At 60.8% G+C, this 23,022-nt stretch carries 19 protein-coding genes and 1 pseudogene; 8 read left to right on the forward strand and 12 right to left on the reverse strand.

Going from position 1 to position 23,022, the window contains the following annotated elements:
* Positions 1 to 102: 102 nt before the first annotated feature.
* Positions 103 to 348, forward strand: coding sequence for a zinc-finger domain-containing protein (locus BC360_RS25730; RefSeq protein ID WP_053247284.1), 246 nt, complete (start codon positions 103 to 105; stop codon positions 346 to 348).
* A gap of 11 nt (positions 349 to 359) precedes the next feature.
* Complete coding sequence (locus BC360_RS25735) at positions 360 to 1,526, forward strand: FAD-dependent monooxygenase (protein WP_065797330.1); 1,167 nt, start codon at positions 360 to 362, stop codon at positions 1,524 to 1,526.
* Between the two features lie 5 nt (positions 1,527 to 1,531).
* Here the strand turns inward: BC360_RS25735 and BC360_RS25740 are convergent, their stop codons facing one another.
* On the reverse strand, positions 1,532 to 2,722 hold the full coding sequence (locus BC360_RS25740) for a cystathionine beta-lyase (RefSeq protein ID WP_065797332.1): 1,191 nt from the start codon (positions 2,720 to 2,722) through the stop codon (positions 1,532 to 1,534).
* A 341-nt stretch (positions 2,723 to 3,063) separates the two neighbouring features.
* Here BC360_RS25740 and BC360_RS25745 point away from each other — a divergent pair, with 341 nt between their 5' ends.
* From BC360_RS25745 to BC360_RS25760, 4 genes are all read left to right on the forward strand, one after another.
* Positions 3,064 to 4,089 (forward strand): amino acid ABC transporter substrate-binding protein, encoded by a 1,026-nt coding sequence (locus BC360_RS25745; protein WP_065781216.1) that lies wholly within the window; start codon positions 3,064 to 3,066, stop codon positions 4,087 to 4,089.
* 92 nt (positions 4,090 to 4,181) lie between these two features.
* The gene (locus BC360_RS25750; RefSeq protein WP_065797334.1) at positions 4,182 to 5,375 is read left to right on the forward strand and encodes an amino acid ABC transporter permease; all 1,194 of its coding nucleotides are present in this window, start codon (positions 4,182 to 4,184) and stop codon (positions 5,373 to 5,375) included.
* A 4-nt stretch (positions 5,376 to 5,379) separates the two neighbouring features.
* Complete coding sequence (locus BC360_RS25755) at positions 5,380 to 6,534, forward strand: amino acid ABC transporter permease (protein WP_065797336.1); 1,155 nt, start codon at positions 5,380 to 5,382, stop codon at positions 6,532 to 6,534.
* Between the two features lie 17 nt (positions 6,535 to 6,551).
* Positions 6,552 to 7,328, forward strand: a complete 777-nt coding sequence (locus tag BC360_RS25760; RefSeq protein ID WP_065781219.1) for an amino acid ABC transporter ATP-binding protein — start codon at positions 6,552 to 6,554, stop codon at positions 7,326 to 7,328.
* 76 nt (positions 7,329 to 7,404) lie between these two features.
* Here the strand turns inward: BC360_RS25760 and BC360_RS25765 are convergent, their stop codons facing one another.
* The 5 genes from BC360_RS25765 to BC360_RS25785 all read right to left on the reverse strand — a co-directional run bounded on the left by BC360_RS25765 (position 7,405) and on the right by BC360_RS25785 (position 15,917).
* The gene (locus BC360_RS25765; protein ID WP_065797338.1) at positions 7,405 to 8,925 is read right to left on the reverse strand and encodes a caspase family protein; all 1,521 of its coding nucleotides are present in this window, start codon (positions 8,923 to 8,925) and stop codon (positions 7,405 to 7,407) included.
* Entirely contained in the window at positions 8,922 to 10,478 is a 1,557-nt protein-coding gene (locus BC360_RS25770) for a caspase family protein (protein ID WP_065797340.1), read from the reverse strand. The genes BC360_RS25765 and BC360_RS25770 overlap by 4 nt, the downstream gene beginning before the upstream one ends.
* Positions 10,479 to 11,369: an OmpA family protein gene (locus tag BC360_RS25775; RefSeq protein WP_065781223.1), complete on the reverse strand. Its 891-nt coding sequence runs from the start codon at positions 11,367 to 11,369 to the stop codon at positions 10,479 to 10,481.
* Between the two features lie 21 nt (positions 11,370 to 11,390).
* The gene (locus tag BC360_RS25780; protein WP_065797342.1) at positions 11,391 to 14,546 is read right to left on the reverse strand and encodes a c-type cytochrome; all 3,156 of its coding nucleotides are present in this window, start codon (positions 14,544 to 14,546) and stop codon (positions 11,391 to 11,393) included.
* Between the two features lie 117 nt (positions 14,547 to 14,663).
* Positions 14,664 to 15,917 carry a ferric reductase-like transmembrane domain-containing protein gene (locus tag BC360_RS25785; protein WP_065797344.1) on the reverse strand — a complete coding sequence of 418 codons (1,254 nt, stop codon included), beginning with the start codon at positions 15,915 to 15,917 and terminating at the stop codon, positions 14,664 to 14,666.
* 369 nt (positions 15,918 to 16,286) lie between these two features.
* Here BC360_RS25785 and BC360_RS25790 point away from each other — a divergent pair, with 369 nt between their 5' ends.
* On the forward strand, positions 16,287 to 16,904 hold the full coding sequence (locus BC360_RS25790) for a GntR family transcriptional regulator (protein ID WP_065797424.1): 618 nt from the start codon (positions 16,287 to 16,289) through the stop codon (positions 16,902 to 16,904).
* A 4-nt stretch (positions 16,905 to 16,908) separates the two neighbouring features.
* Here BC360_RS25790 and BC360_RS31115 read toward each other — a convergent pair.
* From BC360_RS31115 to cysG, 6 genes and pseudogenes are all read right to left on the reverse strand, one after another.
* Positions 16,909 to 17,157 (reverse strand): annotated as a pseudogene (locus BC360_RS31115) (acetyl-CoA hydrolase/transferase C-terminal domain-containing protein); the annotation flags it as partial.
* A gap of 94 nt (positions 17,158 to 17,251) precedes the next feature.
* Entirely contained in the window at positions 17,252 to 18,064 is an 813-nt protein-coding gene (locus BC360_RS25800; RefSeq protein ID WP_065797349.1) for a ferredoxin--NADP reductase, read from the reverse strand.
* Between the two features lie 145 nt (positions 18,065 to 18,209).
* A complete protein-coding gene (locus BC360_RS25805) occupies positions 18,210 to 18,710 on the reverse strand; it encodes a DUF934 domain-containing protein (protein ID WP_065797350.1) in 501 nt (166 codons plus the stop codon).
* Positions 18,711 to 18,726: 16 nt separating this feature from the next.
* Positions 18,727 to 20,400, reverse strand: a complete 1,674-nt coding sequence (locus BC360_RS25810) for a nitrite/sulfite reductase (protein WP_065797352.1) — start codon at positions 20,398 to 20,400, stop codon at positions 18,727 to 18,729.
* A 14-nt stretch (positions 20,401 to 20,414) separates the two neighbouring features.
* Complete coding sequence (locus tag BC360_RS25815) at positions 20,415 to 20,729, reverse strand: DUF2849 domain-containing protein (protein ID WP_065781230.1); 315 nt, start codon at positions 20,727 to 20,729, stop codon at positions 20,415 to 20,417.
* A 10-nt stretch (positions 20,730 to 20,739) separates the two neighbouring features.
* Positions 20,740 to 22,200 carry a siroheme synthase CysG gene (gene cysG, locus BC360_RS25820; protein ID WP_065797354.1) on the reverse strand — a complete coding sequence of 487 codons (1,461 nt, stop codon included), beginning with the start codon at positions 22,198 to 22,200 and terminating at the stop codon, positions 20,740 to 20,742.
* Positions 22,201 to 22,431: 231 nt separating this feature from the next.
* Here cysG and BC360_RS25825 point away from each other — a divergent pair, with 231 nt between their 5' ends.
* Positions 22,432 to 23,019, forward strand: a complete 588-nt coding sequence (locus BC360_RS25825) for a deaminase (protein WP_065797356.1) — start codon at positions 22,432 to 22,434, stop codon at positions 23,017 to 23,019.
* The last annotated feature ends 3 nt before the right edge of the window (positions 23,020 to 23,022 follow it).

Below are 23,022 nucleotides of genomic sequence, written 5' to 3' on the forward strand. Positions count from 1 at the left end.
AAACCACAGGTGCGACGTGTTTGCCGCTACACTTTTGCAACAAAGCTCACTATGGTGCCGGCAAATTCGACCCTCAAAGACTTGCATACATCGGAGCATGACATGGCCGGCCACAGCATCCCCCATTTCCAGAATGACGGCGGACATCAGGCAATCGAGATCGGCGTCAAGGAATTCATGTGCACCGGCGCGTCCGTTCCCTACGACCATCCGCACATCTTCATCGACATGGGCGACGACAACGAAAAAGTCTGCTCCTACTGCTCGACGCTCTATCGCTACAATCCGAAGCTGAAGGCGACCGAAACCAACCCGCCGGGCTGTCTCTTCACCTTTCAGGCAGCCTGATCCCCACGCGGATGTCGAATGCGGTCGCGATCGTCGGTGCCGGCGTCGGCGGGCTCACGGCGGCGCTGTGCCTCGCGCATCGCGGCTTCAACGTCGACATTATCGAACAGGCGGCCGTTCTGACCGAGGTCGGGGCCGGGCTTCAGCTGTCTCCGAATGCATCGCGCATCCTCGGCGAACTCGGTCTTCTCGACGCGCTTGAAGCCGTGTGGACCGAGCCTGATGCCATCACGCTTGTCGATGGAAAATCCCTTCGTTCACTTGCACGCGTTCCCTCAGGACGTTTTGCCCGTGACCGCTGGCGCGCGCCCTATGGCGTGCTGCATCGGGCAAGCCTTCAAAGAATCCTTTCTGTCGCCGTGATGGCCGAGCCGCGCTGCCGCCTTCATCTCGGACACCGCATCGATGGAGAGGCCCAGCAGACGATCGCCTCCATCACCAAACGAGAGCCGGCGCTGATCATCGGCGCCGATGGCATCTGGTCGCGCCTGCGCGCCGTCATTGCGGGTGCCGGCACCGTCCAGTTTTCTGGCAACGTCGCCTGGCGCATGACGGTCACGCGCGATGCCGCCGCCAGCCTTCTTCAACCGGATTGCGTGACCGCCTTTCTTGGCGCGCGGGCGCATCTGGTCGCCTACCCCTTACGGGAGATCGACGGCTTCAACCTGGTTGCTATCATCGAGGGCAAGGAAACCGACGGCGTCTGGGTCGGCAAGGATTCCGAAGGCCGGCGTCGCGACTATCTCGAAGCCTTTTCCGGCTGGAACGGCGACGTGCAGGCGCTGCTGAAAAAAGCCGATGCCCCGACCTATTGGCCGCTTTGCACGGTGACCGACGGCGCCTGGCAGGATGGGCGAAAGACTGTTCTGATCGGCGACGCCGCCCATGCGATGACGCCGTTTGCGGCGCAAGGTGCTGCCATGGCGATCGAGGATGCATACGAGCTTGCTGCCTGCCTCGGCGGCACAAACGATATCGGCGAAGCCCTGAAAGCCTTCGAGACCATACGCCGGCCGCGCATCGCCCAAGTGCGCCGCCGCGCCGCCTTCAACCGCTTCGCCTATCATGCCCGTGGCCCATTCCGGCTCGGGCGAAATATCGTCCTGTCGATGAAGGGTCCGGAAGCGCTCGCAGCCGATTTCGATTGGCTCTACGGCTACGGCGCTCCCGAACGCTGAAACGGTCAGACGGCCCTTGCCGCGGCAAGCCCCTTCTCGATATCCCGGCGAATATCGGCAACATCCTCAAGACCGATCTGCAGGCGAAGGACCGGGCCCTCGGTCGGCGCCAATGCCACCTTGCGATCCGACAGGCCGACGTGAATCGCCAGGCTTTCGAAGCCGCCCCAGGAATAGCCAAGGCCGAACAGCGACAGCGCGTCAAGGAAAGCGTGTGCCTTGGCTTTGAAGCGGTCGGGGCCTTCCGCCTTGAGCACGAAGGAGAAAATGCCGCTCGCACCGGTAAAATCGCGCTTCCAGAGGTCGTGTCCGGGGAAGCTCGGCAGCGCCGGATGCAGGACGCGCGCAACCTCGTCGCGGCCTTCCAGCCATGTCGCGAGCGACAACGCGCTTTCCTGGTGCCGCTCAAGGCGGACACCCATGGTGCGCAGCCCGCGCAGGATCTGGTAGCTGTCATCGGGAGAAACGCAGACACCGAGCGTAACCATCGCTTCCGTCAGCGCCGGCCAGTGGGCGGCGTTGGCCGACACCGTGCCGAGCAGCACGTCGGAATGACCCGAGGGATATTTCGTGGCAGCATGGATCGACACGTCGACGCCGTGGTCGAGCGGCTTGAAATAGACCGGCGTCGCCCAGGTGTTGTCCATGGTCACGATGCAGCCGTGGCGATGCGCAACATCGGAAATCGCTCGGATGTCCTGCATCTCGAATGTATTGGAGCCGGGAGCTTCCGTGTGCACCAGGCGCGTGTTCGGGCGAATCAGGCTTTCGATCGCAGCGCCGATCATCGGGTCGTAATATTCCACGGTAACACCGAGGCGCTTCAGCATCGTGTCGCAGAAATGCCGGGTCGGGAAATAGACCGAATCGACGATGAGCGCGTGATCGCCAGAGGACAGATAGGTAAGGAACGGCACGGTGACGGCGGCAAGCCCCGTGGGAACGAGGATCGTGCCGGCGGAGCCTTCAAGCTCGTTGATCGCGTCGCAGAGCGCATCCGTCGTCGGCGTACCACGGGTGCCGTAGGTGTATTTCTGCGCGCGGGTCTCCATCGTCCTGGCGTTCGGGAACAGCACCGTGGACGCGTGCACGACCGGTGGATTGACGAAACCGAAATAGTCGGAGGGTTTGTTTCCGGTATGGGCCAGTCGGGTGTTGATGCCCATCTTGCCGTTCACATTGCCGCTGTCTGCCATTGAATATTCCGATGTTGAAAAACCGATCCGGAACTCTTCGAACGCCCTACAACCGGGGTCAAGTGGCAAAATCCGACAAAGGCGCTTTGCGACCGAAAGCAGCCGCCATTGACGAATTTTCGCTCAGCAATTGCTCGTTTTCTGCAAAGCCTGCCTAAACTTCTGGCTTGTTTCAGGTTTTTCACACGCAAGATCAGAAAATCGGCAACATCACTTGACCCTCATGGATTTTGAGCATGAGATAGGTTGCACTCGCTCCAGGAGGGTGGCGGAGGCTGCACGCGCTGGGAGACGCGCCAGTGCAGACGGGAACTAACGACAACAGAAAAAAGGTTCTAAAAATGGCAAGAAGAATTCTGACAGCTCTTGTTGGCGCTGCTGTCATGGGGATTGGCGCACATGCGGCTTCGGCTGCGACACTCGATGACGTGAAGGCCAAGGGCTTTGTCCAATGCGGCGTGAACACCGGCCTTGCCGGCTTCGCCGCACCGGATGCTTCGGGCAACTGGAGCGGCTTCGACGTCGATTATTGCAAGGCGATCGCCGCCGCGATCTTCGCGGATGGCACCAAGGTAAAATACACACCCACTTCGGCCAAGGAACGTTTCCCGGCCCTGCAATCCGGTGAAGTCGACGTCCTCGCCCGTAACACCACCTGGACGATCAACCGCGACACCGCTCTCGGCTTCAACTTCCGCCCGGTCAACTATTACGACGGCCAGGGCTTTATGGTCCGCAAGGGCCTGAACGTGAAGTCGGCCCTCGAACTCTCCGGCGCTGCCGTCTGCGTACAGACCGGCACCACCACCGAGCTCAACCTCGCCGACTACTTCAAGTCCAACAACCTGCAGTACAACCCGGTCGTCTTCGAAAAGCTCGAAGAAGTGAACGCGGCCTATGACGCCGGTCGTTGCGACGTCTACACGACCGACCAGTCCGGCCTTTATTCGCTGCGTCTTACGCTCTCCAAGCCGGACGATCACATGATCCTGCCGGAAATCATCTCGAAGGAGCCGCTTGGTCCGGCCGTCCGTCAGGGTGACGACCAGTGGTACGATATCATCAGCTGGGTTCACTACGCGCTGATCCAGGCCGAAGAGTTCGGCGTCACGCAGGCAAACGTCGAAGAGATGAAGAAGTCCACCAACCCGGACGTTCAGCGCTTCCTCGGCGTAGAAGCTGACAGCAAGATCGGCACCGACCTCGGCCTCACCAACGAATGGGCCGTCAACGTCATCAAGGCAGTCGGCAACTACGGCGAAGTCTTCGACCGTAACATTGGCGCCGGCAGCCCGCTGAAGATCGAACGCGGCCTCAACGCGCTGTGGAGCAAAGGCGGCATTCAGTACGCTCCTCCGGTCCGCTAATACGCTCCGACACGACAGGGGAAGCGGTCCGCCGCTTCCCCATCCCAACGATAAAAACACCCTGAAGGGTGACAAGGGGAAAGAGGCATTGCATGGCGATTGGCGTCACAACTACGCCTGAGAAGAGCAAACCTTCCGGCTCGATCATCAACGACCCGCAAGTGCGCGGGATATTTTACCAGGTCGTAACCGTCGTTATTCTCGTGACCGTCATCTATTGGATAGCGGACAACACGATCGAAAACCTCAAGCGCGCAAACATCGCGTCCGGCTACGGCTTCCTCAACGGGCGTGCCGGTTTCGACGTCGGACAGTCCTTGATCGCCTATACCAGCGATTCTACCTACGGACGGGCCCTCGTCGTCGGTTTCGTCAATACGCTGCTTGTGGCGGTGACCGGCATCATCACCGCAACGATCATCGGCTTCATCGTCGGCATCGGACGGCTCTCGCACAATTGGCTGATCGCGAAACTGTCGCTCGCTTATGTCGAAGTGTTCCGCAACATTCCGCCGCTTTTGGTCATTTTCTTCTGGTACAGCGGCGTATTGGCGGTGCTTCCGCAGCCGCGGGAATCGGCCGCGCTGCCGCTCAACATCTTCCTCAACAACCGCGGCATCGCCTTTCCGAAGCCGGTCTTCGGCGACGGCTCGCAGTATGTCTTCTATGCGTTCGTGATCGCTGTCATCGCCAGCTTCTTCGTGGCCCGCTATGCGCGCATCAAACAGGAAGCAACAGGACAACGCTTCCCGTTGCTGTGGTCGGTGCTCGGTCTCGTCATTGGCTTGCCGCTCCTCACCTTCCTGGCGACCGGTTCGCCGATCACCTTCGACGTGCCGGTCGCCGGCAAGTTCAACCTCACCGGCGGCTCGGTCATCGGGCCGGAGTTCCTGTCACTGTTCCTGGCGCTTTCCTTCTATACCGCAGCCTTTATCGCCGAGATCGTTCGTGCCGGTATCCGCGGCGTCTCCAAGGGACAGACCGAAGCAGCCCATGCGCTCGGCGTCCGGCCCGGTCTGACAACCCGCCTCGTCGTCGTGCCGCAGGCAATGCGGATCATCATTCCGCCGCTCACCAGCCAGTATCTCAACCTGACCAAGAACTCGTCGCTGGCGATCGCCATCGGCTACGCCGACCTGGTTGCCGTCGGCGGAACGATTCTCAACCAGACCGGTCAAGCGATCGAGGTCGTTTCGATCTGGATCATCGTCTACCTGACGCTGAGCCTGACGACGTCCTTGCTGATGAACTGGTTCAATGCCCGCATGGCCCTGGTGGAGAGGTAAGATCATGAACACACACCAGGCGACTTTCGTCCGTGCCTCGATGATCGAGGCCTCACCGGCGCCCGTCCAGACGGGTGGTCTTGCTTACTGGCTGCGCAAGAACCTCTTTGCGACGCCGAAAGATACGGTCCTTACGATCGTAAGCTTGCTTGTACTCGCCTGGCTCGTGCCGCCGGCGATACAATGGCTCTTCATCGACGCCGCCTGGACGGGCGGCGGGCGTGGGGTCTGTGCGACCGTCGCACAGGGCGGCACGCAGCCGGAGGGCTGGAGCGGCGCCTGCTGGGCCTTCGTCAATGCCAAGTTCGACCAGTTCCTCTTCGGGCGCTACCCGATCGAGGAGCGCTGGCGGCCGGCGCTTATCGGCATCCTGTTCATCCTGTTGCTGACGCCGATGCTGATCCCGAAGGTTCCCTACAAGAACATCAACGCAATCCTGCTTCTCGGCGCCTTGCCGATCCTGGCGCTCGTTCTGCTGCCTGGCGGCTGGTTCGGACTGCCGTTCGTTGAAACGCCACTGTGGGGCGGCCTCATGGTGACGCTGGTGCTGTCCTTCGTCGGCATCGCGGTATCCCTGCCCTTCGGCATCCTGCTTGCGCTTGGCCGGCGATCGACCATGCCGGTGATCAAGATGCTCTGCACGTTCTTCATCGAAGTTGTGCGTGGCATCCCGCTCATCACCGTTCTGTTCATGGCAAGCGTGATGCTGCCGTTGTTCCTGCCGCAGGGGGTGACCTTCGACAAGTTCCTGCGGGCACTGATCGGCGTGTCGTTCTTCGCCTCCGCCTATATGGCAGAGGTGGTGCGCGGCGGTCTGCAGGCGATCGGCAAGGGGCAGTATGAAGGCGCCGATTCGCTCGGCCTCAGCTATTGGCAGAAGATGAACCTCATCGTGCTGCCGCAGGCGCTGAAGCTGGTGATCCCCGGCATCGTCAACACCTTCATCGGACTGTTCAAGGATACGTCGCTGGTCTCGATCATCGGCATGTTCGACCTGCTCGGCATCGTCCGACTGAACTTCTCGGATGCCAACTGGGCCTCGGCGGTCACACCGATTTCCGGGCTAATTTTCGCAGGCTTCATATTCTGGCTTTTCTGCTTTGGTATGTCGCGCTATTCAGGCTTCATGGAACGCGTGCTGGACACGAGCCATAAATGATAAGAGGGGGAGATCGCATGGCCAATGCTGCCACTGCTTCCAAGATGACCGTATCGGCAACTGACGTTGCGGTCGAAATCAGCGGAATGAACAAATGGTACGGAGACTTCCACGTTCTCCGTGACATCAACCTGAAGGTCATGAAAGGCGAGCGCATCGTCATCGCCGGGCCGTCGGGCTCCGGCAAATCGACGATGATCCGCTGCATCAACCGGCTGGAAGAGCATCAGAAGGGCAAGATCGTCGTCGACGGCATCGAGCTCACGAACGACCTGAAGAAGATCGATGAAGTGCGCCGCGAAGTCGGCATGGTGTTCCAGCACTTCAACCTGTTCCCGCACCTGACGATCCTGGAAAACTGCACGCTTGCACCGATCTGGGTCCGCAAGATGCCGAAGAAGCAGGCCGAAGAAATCGCGATGCACTTCCTGAAGCGCGTCAAGATCCCCGAGCAGGCCAACAAGTATCCGGGTCAGCTTTCGGGCGGCCAGCAGCAGCGCGTGGCGATTGCCCGCTCACTGTGCATGAAGCCGAAGATTCTGCTGTTCGATGAGCCGACCTCGGCGCTCGATCCGGAAATGGTGAAAGAAGTGCTCGACACGATGGTCGGCCTTGCCGAAGAAGGCATGACCATGCTGTGCGTGACCCACGAAATGGGCTTTGCCCGCCAGGTCGCCAACCGCGTGATCTTCATGGACCAGGGCCAGATCGTCGAACAGAATTCGCCGGCCGAGTTCTTCGACAATCCGCAGCATGAGCGCACCAAGCTCTTCCTCAGCCAGATCCTGCACTAGGCATCGCCTCGGACCTAAAAAAGAAAGCCCGCTTTTCCAGGCGGGCTTTTTGATGTCCGATCCACCACGAAAACGATCATTCGACGTGGTAGCGCAGGGTGCCGACCGACCACCGGATGCCGCGTTTGTCCAGGTCATCAGTCCAGATCTTCTGCAGCCGCGAGACTATTTCGCTCAAAGTCTCACGCGCGTTGAGTTCAACCTTGAGGCCCCGCGTCTTCGGCGCGACGTCAGCCAGATCGACGGCGTCGCTGACCACCAAGGCAACGAACGCACTCTCGCCTTTGCCTGAGGCTTCAAAGTCGAAGCCGTAATACTCATCCGGCAATGTCAACGGCACATTGGCGCTGAGCGGCGTAATCTTCTGTGCGAACTCGTTGGGGAAGATCTGGGTCGCTGCGCCCGCCGTGTTGACGTCCAGCAGGATGAGGCTACCGGCAACCTTGCTCGCGACCGTCAGCTTGAACACGTCACCGGTCTTCATCGACGTTGGCCGGTCGATGCTAATGGTCACGTCACCAGCGTCCATTTTGCCGACGATATCGCCGATCGCATCGACTGCGTTCGCATCCTGATAGCTTGCCTGGCCGGTGTTATCGCCTATGGCGGGCTCGTACCGCGCCTTCGCCTCGGCACCTGCCTGTGCTGGAATGACCGCACTGGCGCCGAGGTTCTGCGCCTTCGTCTCCAGTTGCGGGTCAAGCGTGTCGCATTTCTCCTGCGAGGCGCAATAGGTCGCCGATTGCGCCGTGACGTATTCGAAAAGCTCGGCGTTGCTGGTCAGGCCGTTGGCGTTGGCGTCCGCCGCCGCCCCCGTCTGCCCGGCGACATAGGCCGCGGTAAAGACGCCGTGACGGCTCTCGACCGGCAGTCGCACGTCGTCCCAGGCAACCTGATAGGGCGCACTGGCGCGCCAGGCAACGATGCCGCTCTCGTTGGCGCGGCTGGGCTTATCGATGACACCGAGATCGATCCGCAGGCCGCGCGTCAGCGCCTGCTCCACCGGTTTGGCTTCCGGGCGCGGCAGGAAGCGCGCGCCGTCAATGCCGGCGGACACCTCGTCCGACAGCGACCGCGAGATCGTACCGGAGTGACAGGCGTCGATCACCAGGGTTACCGCCCTGCCCTTCAAGCGCTCGAGGATGGCATCGAGTTCGTCATCGGTGACGGCACCCACCCAATCCTTGGCCTTGGCGGCAAGGTCGAACGGCGCCAACGCCTCATCCATGCCGTCGTCCTCGTCGCCATCCTGATCCGTCACCTGAAGGCCTTGACCCGAATAGTAGAGATAGGCGCGGTCGCCAGGTTGCGTGCCCGCCACCAGCCATTCCTCGATCGACGACAGGATGGCTGTGCGCGTCGCCTGCTCGTCCTTCAGCACCCGTATCGCGGAGCGATCGAAACCGAGCCTCCCGGTCAGCAGACCTTCCATGGCAACAAGGTCGTTCTTCGGTCCGTGCAGAAACAGCTTTGGCGGAAGGCTCTGATAATTCCCTACCCCGATGAGCAAGGCTCGATCCGCGGCCAAGACAGGAGAGCAGAGACCCAGCCCCATAAGCGGCAGCAGGAAACGCCAGGCCAGGACGTCCCCACTCATTGCCCGCGCTCCCGCGTATAGAGCGGCTGGATGGCGATGGCACTGTCGGTACCGTCAAGCCGCTCTTCGAGGAGGCGCAGAAACTTGGATGCATCGACACCCGGGTTGGATAGGGCGGCAGCCACCGCATCGATCGGGGCGTTCGTCGAGACGACGACAAGGTGATCGGCGCCGAAAGGTTTGACCACCTCCAGGTCCCTGAGTTTGAACACATGGCTGCCCGAGCCCTCGATCTGGGCATCGAGAAGCTGGATTTCGCCGGTATTGGCGAGATTGAACACCAGCATGTTCGCGTATCCGGACTGGGGCGCGTCGAAGTTCAGGCGGTCGCCTGATGAATAGATGTCCTTGACCGGCGTCAGCGAGACTTTGCCAGGGTTCTGTGCGGCAAGCACTTTCAGGAAATCGAGAAGGACGAATTTGTCGACCACACCCTGCACCATGTCGGCGGCGACATGTTCACCCGCGACGTCGCCATTCGGCGTGTAGAATGTGCCGCTCGTGGCATCCCATCGATAGGGAACGCCAGTGCCGCCAACATTGTCGAGCTTTGGCGCGGCGCCTTCGACGCTCAGGGCCAGCTTGCCCGCCCAGCCCATTTCTCGGGCCGGTTTCAGCTTTGACGGTCGACCGGACGCTGCTGTGCCATTGTCTGCCGAAAGCGTCGCGCTTCTGGGCAACGACAGGACAATTTCCTTGTCCGACCGCGGCACCTGCGGCGTAAAGTTCGGCACCTGCAGCGCCTCGGACTGGAGCTTGACGTTGGAAAAGACATAGTCCTCGAGCTCGACGCGCGAAATCAGGCCGTCGCCATCACGATCGGCAGCCCCCTCGAGCGCGCGGGAAAAACTCCAGCTGAGTGCCCCCCGCGGCACACCCTCAATCACAACCTCCGGCGTCGGTTGGCTCTCAAGCGATGCAGCAAGGATGGTCACTTGTGACAGATCCGCATCCTTGAGCGCCGCACCAGAAACCGCCTCTTGCGACGGCGGCGGCAATTGCGCCCGCACGGTCGGCGCGAGCCGCGTCTTGCCCGAGATCGATCGGTTCATGCCACCGGAATAGCAGCTGTCGGAAACCAACAGCACCTGGACGCCCTTGGCCTCAGCTTCCGCGAACCAGGCATTCAGCTCGTTATCGACGATGATCTCCTTTGCCGTTTCTTCCGCGCGACTACGGTCGAATCCCGGCAGCTCAAGAAACTCGTCAAGCCCATCCGGTTCGCTGCCGGCGACGAGTTCCGGCATCTGCGCGCCGTGACCGGCATAGGTGAAGATAATCGTGTCGCCCCTCGTTGCGGCGCCGACAAGGTCCAGCCAGGCGGCTCTGATCGCGCCCTTCGCCGCCTGCTCGTTGATGAATTTGCGGATGGTACCGACACCAGCCTTCTTCAACGCCTGAGCAACATCGCGTGCATCCTTGACCGCCCCATCAAGGCTCACTTCATGCGGGTAGATATCGACGCCGACCACGAGCGCGGATGTCGCCGCCATCGCGGGCAGAACCGGCAATCCAAAGAAAACGCACGAAATCAGGATCTTGCGCAGCAGCACCTATTTCTCCACATCAACTTCGACACGGCGATCCAATTGATGCAGCATCGCTTCGTCATAGGCGCTCGGATCATCCGGCTTGAACGGCTCCTCCTCGCCTTTGCCAACAGTCGACCATGTGCCGCTGTAGCCGGCATCGACGAGATAGTTCGCGAGTGCTTCGGCGCGTGCCAACGAGAGTTTCTTGTTCGCCTCAGTGCTGCCCACCGGATCGGTGTGTCCGATCAAGGTGATCGCTTCCGGCTTTGCCGATTTCAGGCACTCGAAAAGATCCTTGGCAGACTGCAGTCCTTCGGGCGTGAACTCAGCCGTTCCGAAGACATAGCGGACGGGTGTCGCCTTCTTCCTGATCGAGACGCCGCGATAGGAGAATTTGCAGGCACCGCGCATCGCAAGCTTTACAGGCTTCGCTGCGGCAAGCCGCATCTCGGAGGCCAGCCGGTCGAGGCGCAGAATGTAGGCCTTGTCCGGCGCCATCCACTGAGGCGTCAGTTCCTCGTTGGCGGCATCTTCCAGCGCCTGCTGGTAAAATGTCGCCGCACTTTCGTAGTCCTTTCGCTGCCGGTCGATGTCACCGAGCGCGTCGAGGATTTGCCATGGCCCGCCGACCTCATCCCGCACCGCTTTCAGCTCGCTGTCAAAGGTATCGAGCCTGGCGCCGCCACCGACCGCGTTGGCGATACGGTTGAAGGTCGCAAGCGCCGCGACACGCCGCGTAAGCGCTGCCTCTGTACTCGAGCACGCCTTGGTTCGCTCCGCAGAGGCGGCCGCCCGCGCACCGGCCTCATCGCCGCTGTTGAGAGCCTGCGAGGCTTTCGCCAGCGCATCGCAGGCGCTAGCGGGATACGCCAACGGCAATAGCATCGTGGAAGCAAAGATCAGTCGTTTCACCCGATTCCTCATCTGTGGCGGCTAGTCCTTGATCTCGAAAGTTACCATCTGCACGCTGCTGGCGCCGTTGTCGGCCTGCGCCTTCTTGGCGAGATTGACTGCCAGCCCGCGCGTCGGCGGCAGCTTCGACGCAGCCACATATTCCCGCGCCTTTTCGACTGTCAGCCTCTGATCGGCAAGCCCGCCGACGCGGCAGAAGGCCAACATCGTTTCGGCGGGCGCTGCCGTATCGAAGGTCAGCGTGCCGGTCCCAGGCTGCGGGATCACCCTGCTTTCTCCGGGTTGCAAGGTCGTATTGCCGATCATCTCGTCCGGGATAACTTCGACATTACCGTTCTCCTCGACATAGAGGATCTGCAGTTCGCAAGCCTGATTGACGCTCAACTCGAACGAAAGCTCATCACCGACCTTGGCCGTTGTCGTCGGCACCTTCAATGCGAGTGCAAGCTTGTTGCCGCCAGCGACTTCCTGCTTGCGGTAGTCGGGCACCGCGGCGGCCACGGATTGAGGCTTTGCTTCGGGCTGCTGCTCGCTTCCGGCAACAACGATCGTGCCGGTATCGAGCGGGCGACGCTGGACGAGCGGCTCCAGCAGCAAGGCATATTGCTGCTCAACCTCGTTGCGCGGCACGGTGTTGCCGGCCTCCAGCGTCGTCACCCAATCGAGCCCGAGACGAAGGACATTCGTATCCGTCACCCGCTTGATCGCATCGGAAAACTCTTGCGGCGTCATGTCGAACTCCGCCGCAAGAGCATCGAAGTCGAGCTCGTCTTCGTATTTATCGGCGAAATAGGTGACGATCTCGGCGTCGCCGGGTGCGTGCTTGCTCTGGAGTCCGCCGTCCGGTGTCGGCTCTGTCACGCCGAGTTGTTGCAGGGCCTCGACGAAGCGTTGGCGATCCCTAAGGTAGGCCTCATCCAGTTCCTCCTGTTTCACATACATGGCCAACAGAACATCCTGCTGGTCCTTGCTGAACAGTGTCGAGGTGGCGATATGGTCGCGCAACTGGTCGCGTTTCGAAAGAATACCGTCTGCGTGACAGTCGAAACAGGAGCGGGCGTTGACGATTTCCACCCCCTTGCCGATCGGCCGTTCGCGGAACGAAACGATGGTCGTCGGCCCGATATCGAGCTGCTTGCCTGCCGCCGTCGACAGGTAGTAACCCTGCAGGCCGTTGGGCAGCGAGAAGATCATCTCGCCGCCATCGTGCTCGAACGGCACCAGGCCAGCATCGAGCGCGCCCAATTCCTTGGGTCCGTGCGGGAAACGCTTCAGCACCTGTTTGCCGACGTCGCCGCCGAAGTCGTAGGACTTCCAGTAGTAACCGCCAAACGGCATATCGTGCCGCTCGAGCATGCGATTGTGATCCGAGACACCCGACGAGCCATCCGCAAAGCCGGCGCGCAGAACCTTGCGCCGCCTGATGTTGTCGTCCACATCGATCTTGAAGCGCGCTTCCAGCTCGCGGATATGCGCCGGCAACCTCATCAACCTGTTGTAGATCTCCGGACGGGCGCCATTGCTCATGAACCAGTCAATCCGCATGATCGGCAACTGCGTCTGCGTTTCGTCGGAAAGCGCCTGAAGCGACGCGTCGCTCTTCGGATCGACGCCGTAGAAATAGCGCTTGATCAGGAAGTCGTAATCGGCGCTCTCCCATTGCAACTCACGCAGATCGACCCGCACGAGCAGACCGTTGGTGCCATCCACCTCCGCCGGCAAGACCAGCTTCGGTCCAGAGGAGAGCGAGTTCAGCAGCTTCTTGAAGCCGCCCGCCAGAACGTCCATGCGTTTCATGAACGTGGCCTCATCTTCGCAACCCATCATTCCGTTGTACTGGTCGCGATAGGAAAAATAACGCATGTGCGGGCGATCGAGCGCGCTCACCTTGGAGATGTCCTTGAGCGCGAACGCGACGAACTGATCATAGGACAACATCGGGCGGGATCGATCGGGTTTGGCGGCCGCCGTCTGCGGCAGGTTCTTTTCGCTCAGCGAATTGATCCAGCCTTCGAGCACCTTGACCTCTTCGTCCGTCGGGCGCTTGCCGAGCGGCATGCGGCCGCTGGTAACCGAGGTGAAAAGGCGCGATTTGGCAGCATTGCCCGGCGTGACAAAATTGGCATCGGCGGCGATCGAAGCAAGTTCACCGGCGGGATAGCTACCTTGATTGCTTTCGCCCGCGCCGTGGCAATTGCGGCAATACTTGCCAATGAAGGCATCCGCCTGTTGGGCGAGCGCCGCATTGTCGCCGGACAATACGGCAGAGGCGGTGTTCTCTTTGCACACGGCCGTCACAGACTGCGCAACCGGCGCCGGCGCCTTGACCTCGCGATCGGACAGGAAAGCATAGATCGCGCGGCGATCATCATCGCTGAGCGCCGAAAGTCCCTTGGCGATCCGCCGCATGACGGGGTCGCTGATCGGTGCGCCGGACAGCTTCTTGCCTTCGCCGATAAGACCCGTCGTAAACACGTCCGGTGCCGCGAGCCCGGCCATCTTCGCCTTGCCGATATCGGGTGCGACCGCACCAGTCAGCCCCTTCTCGCCCTGATAGGCTCTTTCCAGGTCAAGCCCGTAGGTCGTCGTACGCGGCGTGTGACAGTCGCCGCAGCCGCCGACATTTTCGACCAGATAGCGGCCGCGCTCCATCTGGGTCTCTTCGCGCGACTGATATGCCGGCACGGTGAAATGAGTGCGTTTCCATAGCGTTATCGTCGTCTGACGACTAAAGGGAAAAGCGATCTCATGTTCCTTCGAGGCGGCGTCGGACTGCGGCAAGGTCTCGACATAGGCTTTGATATCAAGCACGTCCTCCGGCTTCATGCCGCCATAGGAGGTATAGGGCATGACCGGATAGAGGTTGTTGCCATCGCGATCGAGACCGACCATCACCGCGTTGAGAAATTGGGCGTTGCTCCAGCCACCGATGCCGTTGGCGTGGGGCGAGATGTTCGGCGCGTAAAAAGTTCCGATGGCGGTGTTCATCTCCATGCCGCCGGACAGCAACTCGGTATTGTCACCGGATCCATGGCAGGCGCCACAGCCGGCGGCGTTGAACATGTACTTGCCGTGCTCGGCATTCGCCTTGTAGGTCGAGAAAGCATCGTCGGCGAAAGCATCGCGCGCCGAGGCCGTCCCGGGACAGAGCATCGCGGCGGCAAGAGCCGCGGCCACGGCTACGATAGATTTCCTCTGGATACCGGCACACCGCGAGACATTCTCTCGCATATCACGCTGGCTGCGCATGAGCCCTACCCCCTCAATCAAAAAGATCGTCATTAAAACGTCTGTTTACCGAAACTGAAACTGTTCGAATTCTACCCGGCGCGGCTTCTTTCCCAGTTCTTTCAAGCCTTTGACGATCGCCTCGCGCAAGGGCGGCGGACCGCAAAACCAAAGATCCGCGTCGCCTGGATCAATCGCGCTGCCGGCCGCAAGCTTCGCCGCGTCCAACCGCCCGTCCGTAGCCGAATCGTGCAACACAAAACTGAAATTGCCGAGTTTCGCTGCCTGCGCCTCGAAGGTTTCCAGGCCAATCGCCTCGTTTCGGTCACGCACGCAGTAGACCATATGGATGTCCTGCCCCTCGTCGCCCCGCAAATGACGGGCCATCGCCAGGAAAGGCGTGACCCCGATACCACCGGCAAGCCAAATCTGTTTCTTGGCGCCACGGCGATGATTGAACCGGCCATATCCGCCCTCGAGCTTCAATCGGTCTCCTATGGCGATTTTCTCCCGCAGGGCCCGCGTGTAGTCGCCGAGCGGCTTGATGGCGAAGCGCACAACGCCATCGGCCTCGATGCCGGCGATGGTGAAGGGGTGCGGCTCGCGCAATCCGTTTTTCAGGACACGCAGGAAGCCGAATTGACCGGGCTTTGCCTTCAGCGCTCGTCCGATCGGTCGGGCCGAGATAATGGTCGCGCCATCGTGCCGGGTGACTTCGAAAACCTCATAGCTGCGCGTCCTCAGCCACGGCAGAAGCTGGGTATAGGCGTAGCTTAGAATGCCGAGTGCGGCGAAGGCGTTGAGGTAGACTGCAAGCAGTGCCGTCCCGTCATAAGGGCGCTTGATGAACATCTGGTGGAACGCGACGAGTACGAACAGCAATCCGATGAAGCGATGGGTATAGCGCCACAGGTGATAGGGAATCTCGATCTTCGTCTTCGGTATGATCTTGACGATGCTGAGAACAAGCAGCGCGCTCAGCCCATAGAAGGCATACTTTCCGGCGGAAGCGGCAAGCTGGTTCAGCCCACTCGTCAACGACAGCCCCTTGAAATCAGGCGTCAGAAAGTAATGCACGAGGATCAGACCCAGCACCGAGATGCCGATCTTACGATGAAAGTGATAGACCCGATCGAGCCCGCCAAACAGGGGCTCGATAAAGGGCGGTCGCGCCGCCATGAACTGTGCGATCGCCATGCAGACAAAAGCCATGGACGAGGCCATCAGTGAGAACGTCGTCGTCGCATTCGTGTGGCTGACGGCCGGTACGACAAGCAACCCCGCGAACACGACCAGCGACCAGACCAGAAACGCTCCCACCTTACGTCCGCGCCCCTCAACGCCGATTGCCAACGGCTTATTTTAGAGAAGACTGGCAAGCAGTTGGCTCGTCGTCAATATCATTTGAAAGTGAAACGGACGAGCGTCCGTTTTTATTCTAGCCGTTGACGTTCGCTATTTTTGCCTAAGCATTGATGCCTACCACCCGGCCAATGCAAAGTAGTAACCGCAGCTCACTTCAACCACGTGCACGGAGACCCGAAGGCGCCACAAAACGGACGGCGGCATCGTAGCTGATTGACAGTGCCCGCAATACACTCTCACGTTTGCGTCATTGATATATCAGGTTGCTTGCCGCCCGCACCAAACCATGGCAATTTCTGATATATCAGAAGCGACAGGATGCGCATGCCAGTTCACTCCCAGGCCCACCTCGCCTATCTCGTACTCGAGCGCCTCATCGTGACGCTCAAGCTTGAGCCCGGCATGCTGCTGACCGAAAAGCAGCTGATCGAGCTCGCCGGCCACGGACGAACGCCTGTGCGCGAGGCGATACAGAAACTCGCGTGGCAGGAACTGGTGGAGGTGCGTCCGCGCGTCGGGCTGCAGATCGCGACCCTCAGGCCCGACGACCGAGCCCATGTGATGCAAACCCGCAAGAACCTTGAGCCTCTCGCGGCCGCCTTGGTCGCAGAGCATGCCAGCCGACAGGCGCGCCGCGCAATGAAGGATTGCGCGGCCGAGATGAGCAAATGCGCGGATGCCGGCGACATGGAAGGCTTCCTGGTGGCCGACAAGGCCTTCGACGAACTGATGGAGGAGGCCTGCCCGAACAGGTTCCTGACAGCGGCCCTGGCGCCGCTGCAGACGCACGCTCGACGAATCTGGTTTGCCGCTGCATCCATCGAGCGGATGCGCGGATCGGTCGACCGTCACGTTGAGGTGATCGACGCCATCGTCCGCGCCGACGCCGAGCAAGCGTCAGTGGCAATGTCGGGCCTGATGGACTACCTGGTACAGGACTGACACCTCATGCGATGGGCAACATGCTGCCGGTCTTCAGACGCCGCACGTGCCAGTCGAAAGCTTCTTCGAGAATATGCGGCGTCTGCCCCGCCCGCGTTGCCACGGCGCGCTTGAAATAATCCGCAAGCAGTTCGCGGTATTCCGGGTGACAACAGTTGCCGACAATGATCGGCGCGCGCTCGCGCGGCGCAAGGCCGCGCAGGTCGGCCAGTCCATGCTCGGTGACCAGAATATCGACGTCAGCATGGCTCGTCCATGGGCCGCGACTGTCGCACAGATGCGAAAAAGGCGCATCCGATGATGCGCCTTTCCAAATACTGCGACGATGTTTCGTATCTTGTCGTCAGTTAGCCGACAAAAGCGCGCTCGATGACAAACTCGGCCGGCTTGTTGTTGGAGCCCTCAGTCAGGCCCGCAGCCTCGAGAATTTCCTTGGTGTCCTTAAGCATCGCCGTCGAACCGCAGATCATGCCGCGGTCGATGGCCGGGTCGAGCGGGGGAAGGCCGAGGTCTGCGAAGAACTTGCCGTTGACCATCAGATCGGTCACACGGCCCTTGAACGGATAGTCTTCGCGGGTCACCGTCGCATAGTGGCGAAGCTTGTCGCCGACGATCTCGTTCAGGAACTCGTGAGCGCGGATCTCCTCGACGAGGTCGAAGCCGTATTTCAGCTCGGCCACATCGCGGCAGGTGTGCGTGAGGATGACCTCCTCGAATTTCTCATAGGTCTCGGGGTCGCGGATCAGGCTGGCGAAAGGCGCAATGCCGGTGCCGGTCGAGAACATGTACAACCGGCGCCCGGGAACCAGTGCATCAAGCACCAGCGTGCCGGTCGGCTTCTTGCGCATCAGCACCTTGTCGCCGGGCTTGATCGCCTGCAGGTGGGACGTCAGCGGACCATCGGGAACCTTGATCGAGAAGAACTCGAGTTCCTCGTCCCAGGCCGGGCTTGCGATCGAATAGGCGCGGTAGACCGGCTTGTCGCCGACCATCAAACCAATCATCGCAAATTCGCCGGAGCGGAAGCGGAACTCCGCAGGACGGGTCATGCGGAAGCGGAAGAGCCGATCCGTATAGTGGGTGACGCTCGTCACCGTCTCAACGAAGACACCTGCCGGTGCCTGGATCGCGAAATCTTCCGTTTTTGCCGGAGCATTCATCGTGGCTACAGTCCTGTAAATGATGACCCTGTCTATCAACAATACGCGGATATTCCAAGCCGCGCTCAACGGGAAGGAATTCCCTTCTAAATATAGTCGCTTTCGCGCATTTCGCCGTGCTTCACACTGTCGCGGTCAACACTGCTTAGGAAACACGCCGCCAGCTATAGGATCTGGCGTCGGTCGAGGGCTTTGCCGTCGGCTGGTAGTGATTGGCGATGCCAGGCAGCCGGCCCTCACTCAGACGCTTCAAGGCCGTGGCATTGGTTACCGCGAAACTGTCGATGCCGCAACGCAGCATCAACGGGATCTGATCGATCAGCACATCACCGACCGCTCTCACCTCGCCGGCAAAACCAAGCCTGGCACGCAGCAGCGACGCATGGCTGAAAGCCCGCCCGTCATTAAAGGCCGGGAATGCGACCGCGACCAGCGCAATGCGATCGAGATGGGGCTGCAGCTTGGTAACGTCATCCGCCGGAGCGACGACCACGCCCAGGCCGACCTCGTCCGTCTCGGTCACCTTGGCGAGAAACGTATCGAAGCCGAGTATCGCCTTCTCATTCGAACCCGCCTTGGTTTCCTCGTTTTCGATGATCCATGGATCATCGCTCACAAAGCCGGTTTCTTTCCAGATTTTTGTCATGTTCGTTCCTCGCGCCTCAAGCGGCTTCCTGTGCGCTGCCGCCATAGAGCGCGTCCTTGAAGGGTTGCGGGCCGACACGACGGTACGCCTCAAGGAACGTTTCCGACTTGTCGTTGCGCAGCCCAAGATAGGTATCGACGATCGTTTCGATCGCGTCGGTCACCTTCTCGGGTTCGAAACCGCGACCGATGATCTCGCCGATCGACGTGTTCTCGTCGCCGGAGCCGCCGAGCGTGATCTGATAGAGCTCCGCACCCTTCTTCTCGACGCCGAGCAGACCGATGTGGCCAACATGGTGGTGGCCGCAGGCATTGATGCAGCCGGAGATCTTGATCTTCAACTCGCCAATCTCGGCCTGGCGCTCGGGTGCTCCGAAACGGGTCGAGATCTCCTGTGCCACCGGAATGGAGCGCGCGTTTGCAAGCGCGCAGTAGTCGAGCCCGGGACAGGCAATGATGTCGGTGATCAGGCCGGCATTGGCGGTCGCCAGGCCGGCAACCACGAGCGCCCGGTAAATCGGCTCCAGATCGGCCAGAGCCACATGCGGCAGGATCAGGTTCTGCTCATGGCTGACGCGGATCTCGTCGAAGGCATATTCCTCGGCGATATCGGCAACGGCTTCCATCTGCATATCCGTCGCGTCACCTGGAATGCCGCCGATCGGCTTCAGCGAGATGGTGACCATGCCGTAGTCCGGATGCTTGTGTGGCTGGACGTTCTGGTGAACCCAACGCGAAAATTCCGGATCGGTCTTCTTCCAGCGCGCCAGGCTTTCCCAGCCTTCGGCGCGCGGCTCCAGCGCCGGCGGCGCGAAATAGGTGGAGATGGCCTGGATATCCGCTTCCGGAAGCTTCAGCTCCGTATCCTTCAGCGCCGCGAACTCGACCTCGACCTGACGGGAAAGCTCCTCGGCACCAGTTTCGTGAACGAGGATCTTGATGCGCGCCTTGTACTTGTTATCGCGGCGGCCATGCAGGTTGTACACGCGCATGATCGCCGTCGTGTAGGACAGAAGATCTTCTTCCGGCAGGAAGTCGCGGATCTTCTTGGCGATCATCGGCGTGCGGCCCTGTCCGCCGCCGACATAGACGGCAAAGCCGATCCGGCCGTTCTCATCCTTCTTCAGGTGCAGACCGATATCGTGCACCTGGATCGCGGCGCGGTCGCGCTCGGCACCGGTCACGGCAATCTTGAACTTGCGCGGCAGGAACGAGAATTCCGGATGAACGCTCGACCACTGTCTCAGGATTTCCGCATAAGGTCTTGGATCTGCGACTTCATCGGCTGCAGCACCAGCAAAGTGATCGGCCGTCACGTTGCGAATGCAATTGCCCGAGGTCTGCAGCGCATGCATTTCCACGCTTGCCAGTTCCTCCAGGATATCCGGCGTGTCGGAAAGACGCGGCCAGTTGTACTGGATATTCTGACGCGTGGTGAAATGGCCGTAGCCGCGATCGTACTTGCGCGCAATGTGCGCAAGCATGCGCATCTGGCGGCTCGACAGCGTGCCATAGGGGATCGCAACGCGAAGCATGTAGGCATGAAGCTGCAGATAGACGCCGTTCATCAGGCGCAGCGGCTTGAATGCGTCCTCGGCCAGCTCGCCGCTCAGACGGCGCTCGACCTGGTCGCGGAACTGCTCGACACGCGAGGAAACGAAGGCATGATCGAATTCATCGTAACGGTACATGTTGTATCGGTTCCTCAGGCAGCAAAGTTCGGGCCGGCGAGCCCATTGTATCCGGCGGCATAGGGGATCGAAGGGCCTTCGGCGCGGATGCGCTCGCGCATGCGCAGCGGCCGCAACGTGCCGTTGACTTCCTCGACGTCGACGACATTGACGTCCACGACCTTGTTGTCGTCGAAGGCAAGCTTGCCTGTCGCTTCCAGCGCGGTGACTGCCTCGGCATGGCGGGCAATGAAGGCCTGCTGGAGCGATTCGACCCAGTTGCCCGAGGCATCCAGCCACACGGATATGCCATCCGAGAGCCGATTTGCCGTCAAAACCTTGTTCACCATCACGTTTCCCTTAGTTCAGAATCTGTTCGTTGCGCTGTTGAGCAGCTTCGATCTTCGTTTGCTTGACGGCGCGCTTGCCTGCCACCAGCGGTTCGGAACGCTCGAAATTCGCGCCTGCAACGGCATCGCCGATGATGACCATGACCGGTCCGGAAAGCTCGGTGCGGCCCTCCAGGTCCGGCAGGTCCTTAAGCGTGCCATGCAACAGGCGACGGTCGGCGCGGCTGGCGTTTTCGATCACAGCCACTGTGGTTTCCGCTGGCAGCCCCGCCTGCATCAGGCGACCGGCAACCGAAGCAGCGACGGTGCGGCCCATATAGACGGCGATCGTGGCACCGGAAACGGCAAGCCGCGCCCAATCCGGCAGCACTTCGCCGGTCAGATCGTGGCCGGTGGTGAAGACCAGCGACGATGCGACACCGCGCAAGGTCAGCGGCAACTCGAAATCGGCGGCGGCGGCAAAGGCGGAGGTGATGCCAGGCACGATCTCATAGGTGATATCAGCTTCGCGCAGCGCCGCCATCTCTTCGCCGGCACGGCCGTAGACAAGCGGATCGCCGGACTTCAGGCGAACGACGCGCTTGCCCTCACCCGCGAGCCTTACCAGAAGCTGGTTGATCTCGTCTTGCGACTTCGTGTGGCAACCCTTGCGCTTACCGACGGAAAGCCGCTCGGCATCGCGGCGGCCCATGTCGACGATCGCCTGCGGTACAAGGGCATCATAGACGATTGCATCGGCTTCCATCATCACGCGCTGGGCGCGCAGCGTCAGCAGATCCTCGGCGCCAGGACCGGCACCAACGAGCCAGACGTGGCCCGAGGCTGCGTGCGCGGCATCGAGCAGACGGGAGGCCTCGCGGCGCGCGGCGGCGACATCGCCAAGCGCAACCTTGTCGGCCACCGGCCCCTGGAAGAACCGGCGCCAGAACAGGCGGCGCGCGACACCGCGCGGCACAAGACGATCGACGGCATCGCGATAACCGGCGGCGAGCGACGCAACGACACCGAGCGACGGCGACAGCAGTTGATCGATCTGCGCCCGGATCATCTGGGCAAGCACCGGACCAGCGCCTTCGGTCCCGATCGCAACGGCGACCGGTGCGCGATTGACCAGCGCCGGTGTGAAGAAATCGCAGTAATCGGGCTGATCGACGGCGTTTGCCGGGATTTTCTGCTCGCGCGCGGCAATGACGATCTGCCGGTCCTCGGCGGCATCGCCGGTCGCGGCAAACACCAGAACGGCGCCCTCGAGCTGTTGCGGGTCGAAGGCCTCACGCACGGTTTCGATCGCCCGCTCGCGCAGGAACGTCTCGAAGTCAGCCTGAGGAGCATCCGCATAGACAACGATCGAGGCTTCGGTGTTCAGCAACAGCCGCAGCTTTGCAAAGGCCTCGTCGCCATTGCCGAATATCGGCACGCGCTTTTGCGCGACGCGAAAGAATGCGGGAAAGACGGAGAGCTGCTGCGACATATTCTTGCAATCTGTTCCTTCTACAGGCTGCGCTGAATATCCCGCATCGCCCAGAGCAATTGAAGAAACAGAAATTTCAATGGCTTTCAGGCCACGTATTGTTTTGCTCGACCGTGCAGCATTTTGAGCAAATATCTCCGGAACGGCTTGCTGATGGCACTGTCCGCAGCCATTGCGCCCCAGGGGCAACCTCCGTTAAATGTCGCAAGACATCTGCCGGAGACTGAAGACATGACACAATCCGAACTGGCCGAACGGCTGCTGAACGTGATCGAGCAGGATATCCTGCCCTTGACCGAAAAGGGTGTCGCCGCGGGCAACAAGGTGTTCGGCGCCGCGATCCTGCGCAAATCGGACCTTTCGCTCGTTCTCGCCGAGACGAACAACGAGACTGAAAACCCGCTCTGGCATGGCGAAGTGCACACGCTCAAGCGCTTCTACGAGATGGCGGAAAAGCCAGACACGCGCAATCTGATCTTCCTTTCGACGCACGAGCCCTGCTCGATGTGCCTGTCGGCGATCACCTGGGCGGGCTTCGACAATTTCTACTATTTCTTCAGCCACGAAGATTCGCGCGACAGCTTTTCCATTCCGCACGACCTGAAGATCCTGAAGGAAGTGTTTTTGCTTGAACCCGGCGGTTACGCGCAGAACAACGCGTTCTGGAAGTCGTCCTCGATCGCGGCGCTCGCCAAGGATGCCGACCAGCCAACGCAGGCGAAGCTTGCAGCCCAGGATGCGCGCATCCGCGACCGCTATCAGCACCTGTCCGACAGCTACCAGTCGGGCAAGAGCGACAACGCCATTCCGTTGAACTGATCC

This window comes from Ensifer sp. LC163 (assembly GCF_001695855.1).
In the GTDB taxonomy this organism is placed as follows: Bacteria; Pseudomonadota; Alphaproteobacteria; order Rhizobiales; family Rhizobiaceae; genus Ensifer.

Excerpts from the sequence above, each read along its gene's own strand:
- BC360_RS25730 (WP_053247284.1), top strand. The coding sequence starts at position 103 with ATGGCCGGCCACAGCATCCCCCATTTCCAGAATGACGGCGGACATCAG.
- BC360_RS25765 (WP_065797338.1), bottom strand. The coding sequence starts at position 8,925 with ATGAGTGGGGACGTCCTGGCCTGGCGTTTCCTGCTGCCGCTTATGGGG.
- cysG (WP_065797354.1), bottom strand. The coding sequence starts at position 22,200 with ATGTCGCAGCAGCTCTCCGTCTTTCCCGCATTCTTTCGCGTCGCGCAA.
- BC360_RS25825 (WP_065797356.1), top strand. The coding sequence starts at position 22,432 with ATGACACAATCCGAACTGGCCGAACGGCTGCTGAACGTGATCGAGCAG.
- BC360_RS25805 (WP_065797350.1), bottom strand. The coding sequence starts at position 18,710 with ATGACAAAAATCTGGAAAGAAACCGGCTTTGTGAGCGATGATCCATGG.
- BC360_RS25800 (WP_065797349.1), bottom strand. The coding sequence starts at position 18,064 with ATGAATGCTCCGGCAAAAACGGAAGATTTCGCGATCCAGGCACCGGCA.
- BC360_RS25735 (WP_065797330.1), top strand. The coding sequence starts at position 360 with ATGTCGAATGCGGTCGCGATCGTCGGTGCCGGCGTCGGCGGGCTCACG.
- BC360_RS25790 (WP_065797424.1), top strand. The coding sequence starts at position 16,287 with ATGCCAGTTCACTCCCAGGCCCACCTCGCCTATCTCGTACTCGAGCGC.
- BC360_RS25745 (WP_065781216.1), top strand. The coding sequence starts at position 3,064 with ATGGCAAGAAGAATTCTGACAGCTCTTGTTGGCGCTGCTGTCATGGGG.
- BC360_RS25740 (WP_065797332.1), bottom strand. The coding sequence starts at position 2,722 with ATGGCAGACAGCGGCAATGTGAACGGCAAGATGGGCATCAACACCCGA.
- BC360_RS25755 (WP_065797336.1), top strand. The coding sequence starts at position 5,380 with ATGAACACACACCAGGCGACTTTCGTCCGTGCCTCGATGATCGAGGCC.
- BC360_RS25760 (WP_065781219.1), top strand. The coding sequence starts at position 6,552 with ATGGCCAATGCTGCCACTGCTTCCAAGATGACCGTATCGGCAACTGAC.
- BC360_RS25750 (WP_065797334.1), top strand. The coding sequence starts at position 4,182 with ATGGCGATTGGCGTCACAACTACGCCTGAGAAGAGCAAACCTTCCGGC.
- BC360_RS25810 (WP_065797352.1), bottom strand. The coding sequence starts at position 20,400 with ATGTACCGTTACGATGAATTCGATCATGCCTTCGTTTCCTCGCGTGTC.
- BC360_RS25815 (WP_065781230.1), bottom strand. The coding sequence starts at position 20,729 with ATGGTGAACAAGGTTTTGACGGCAAATCGGCTCTCGGATGGCATATCC.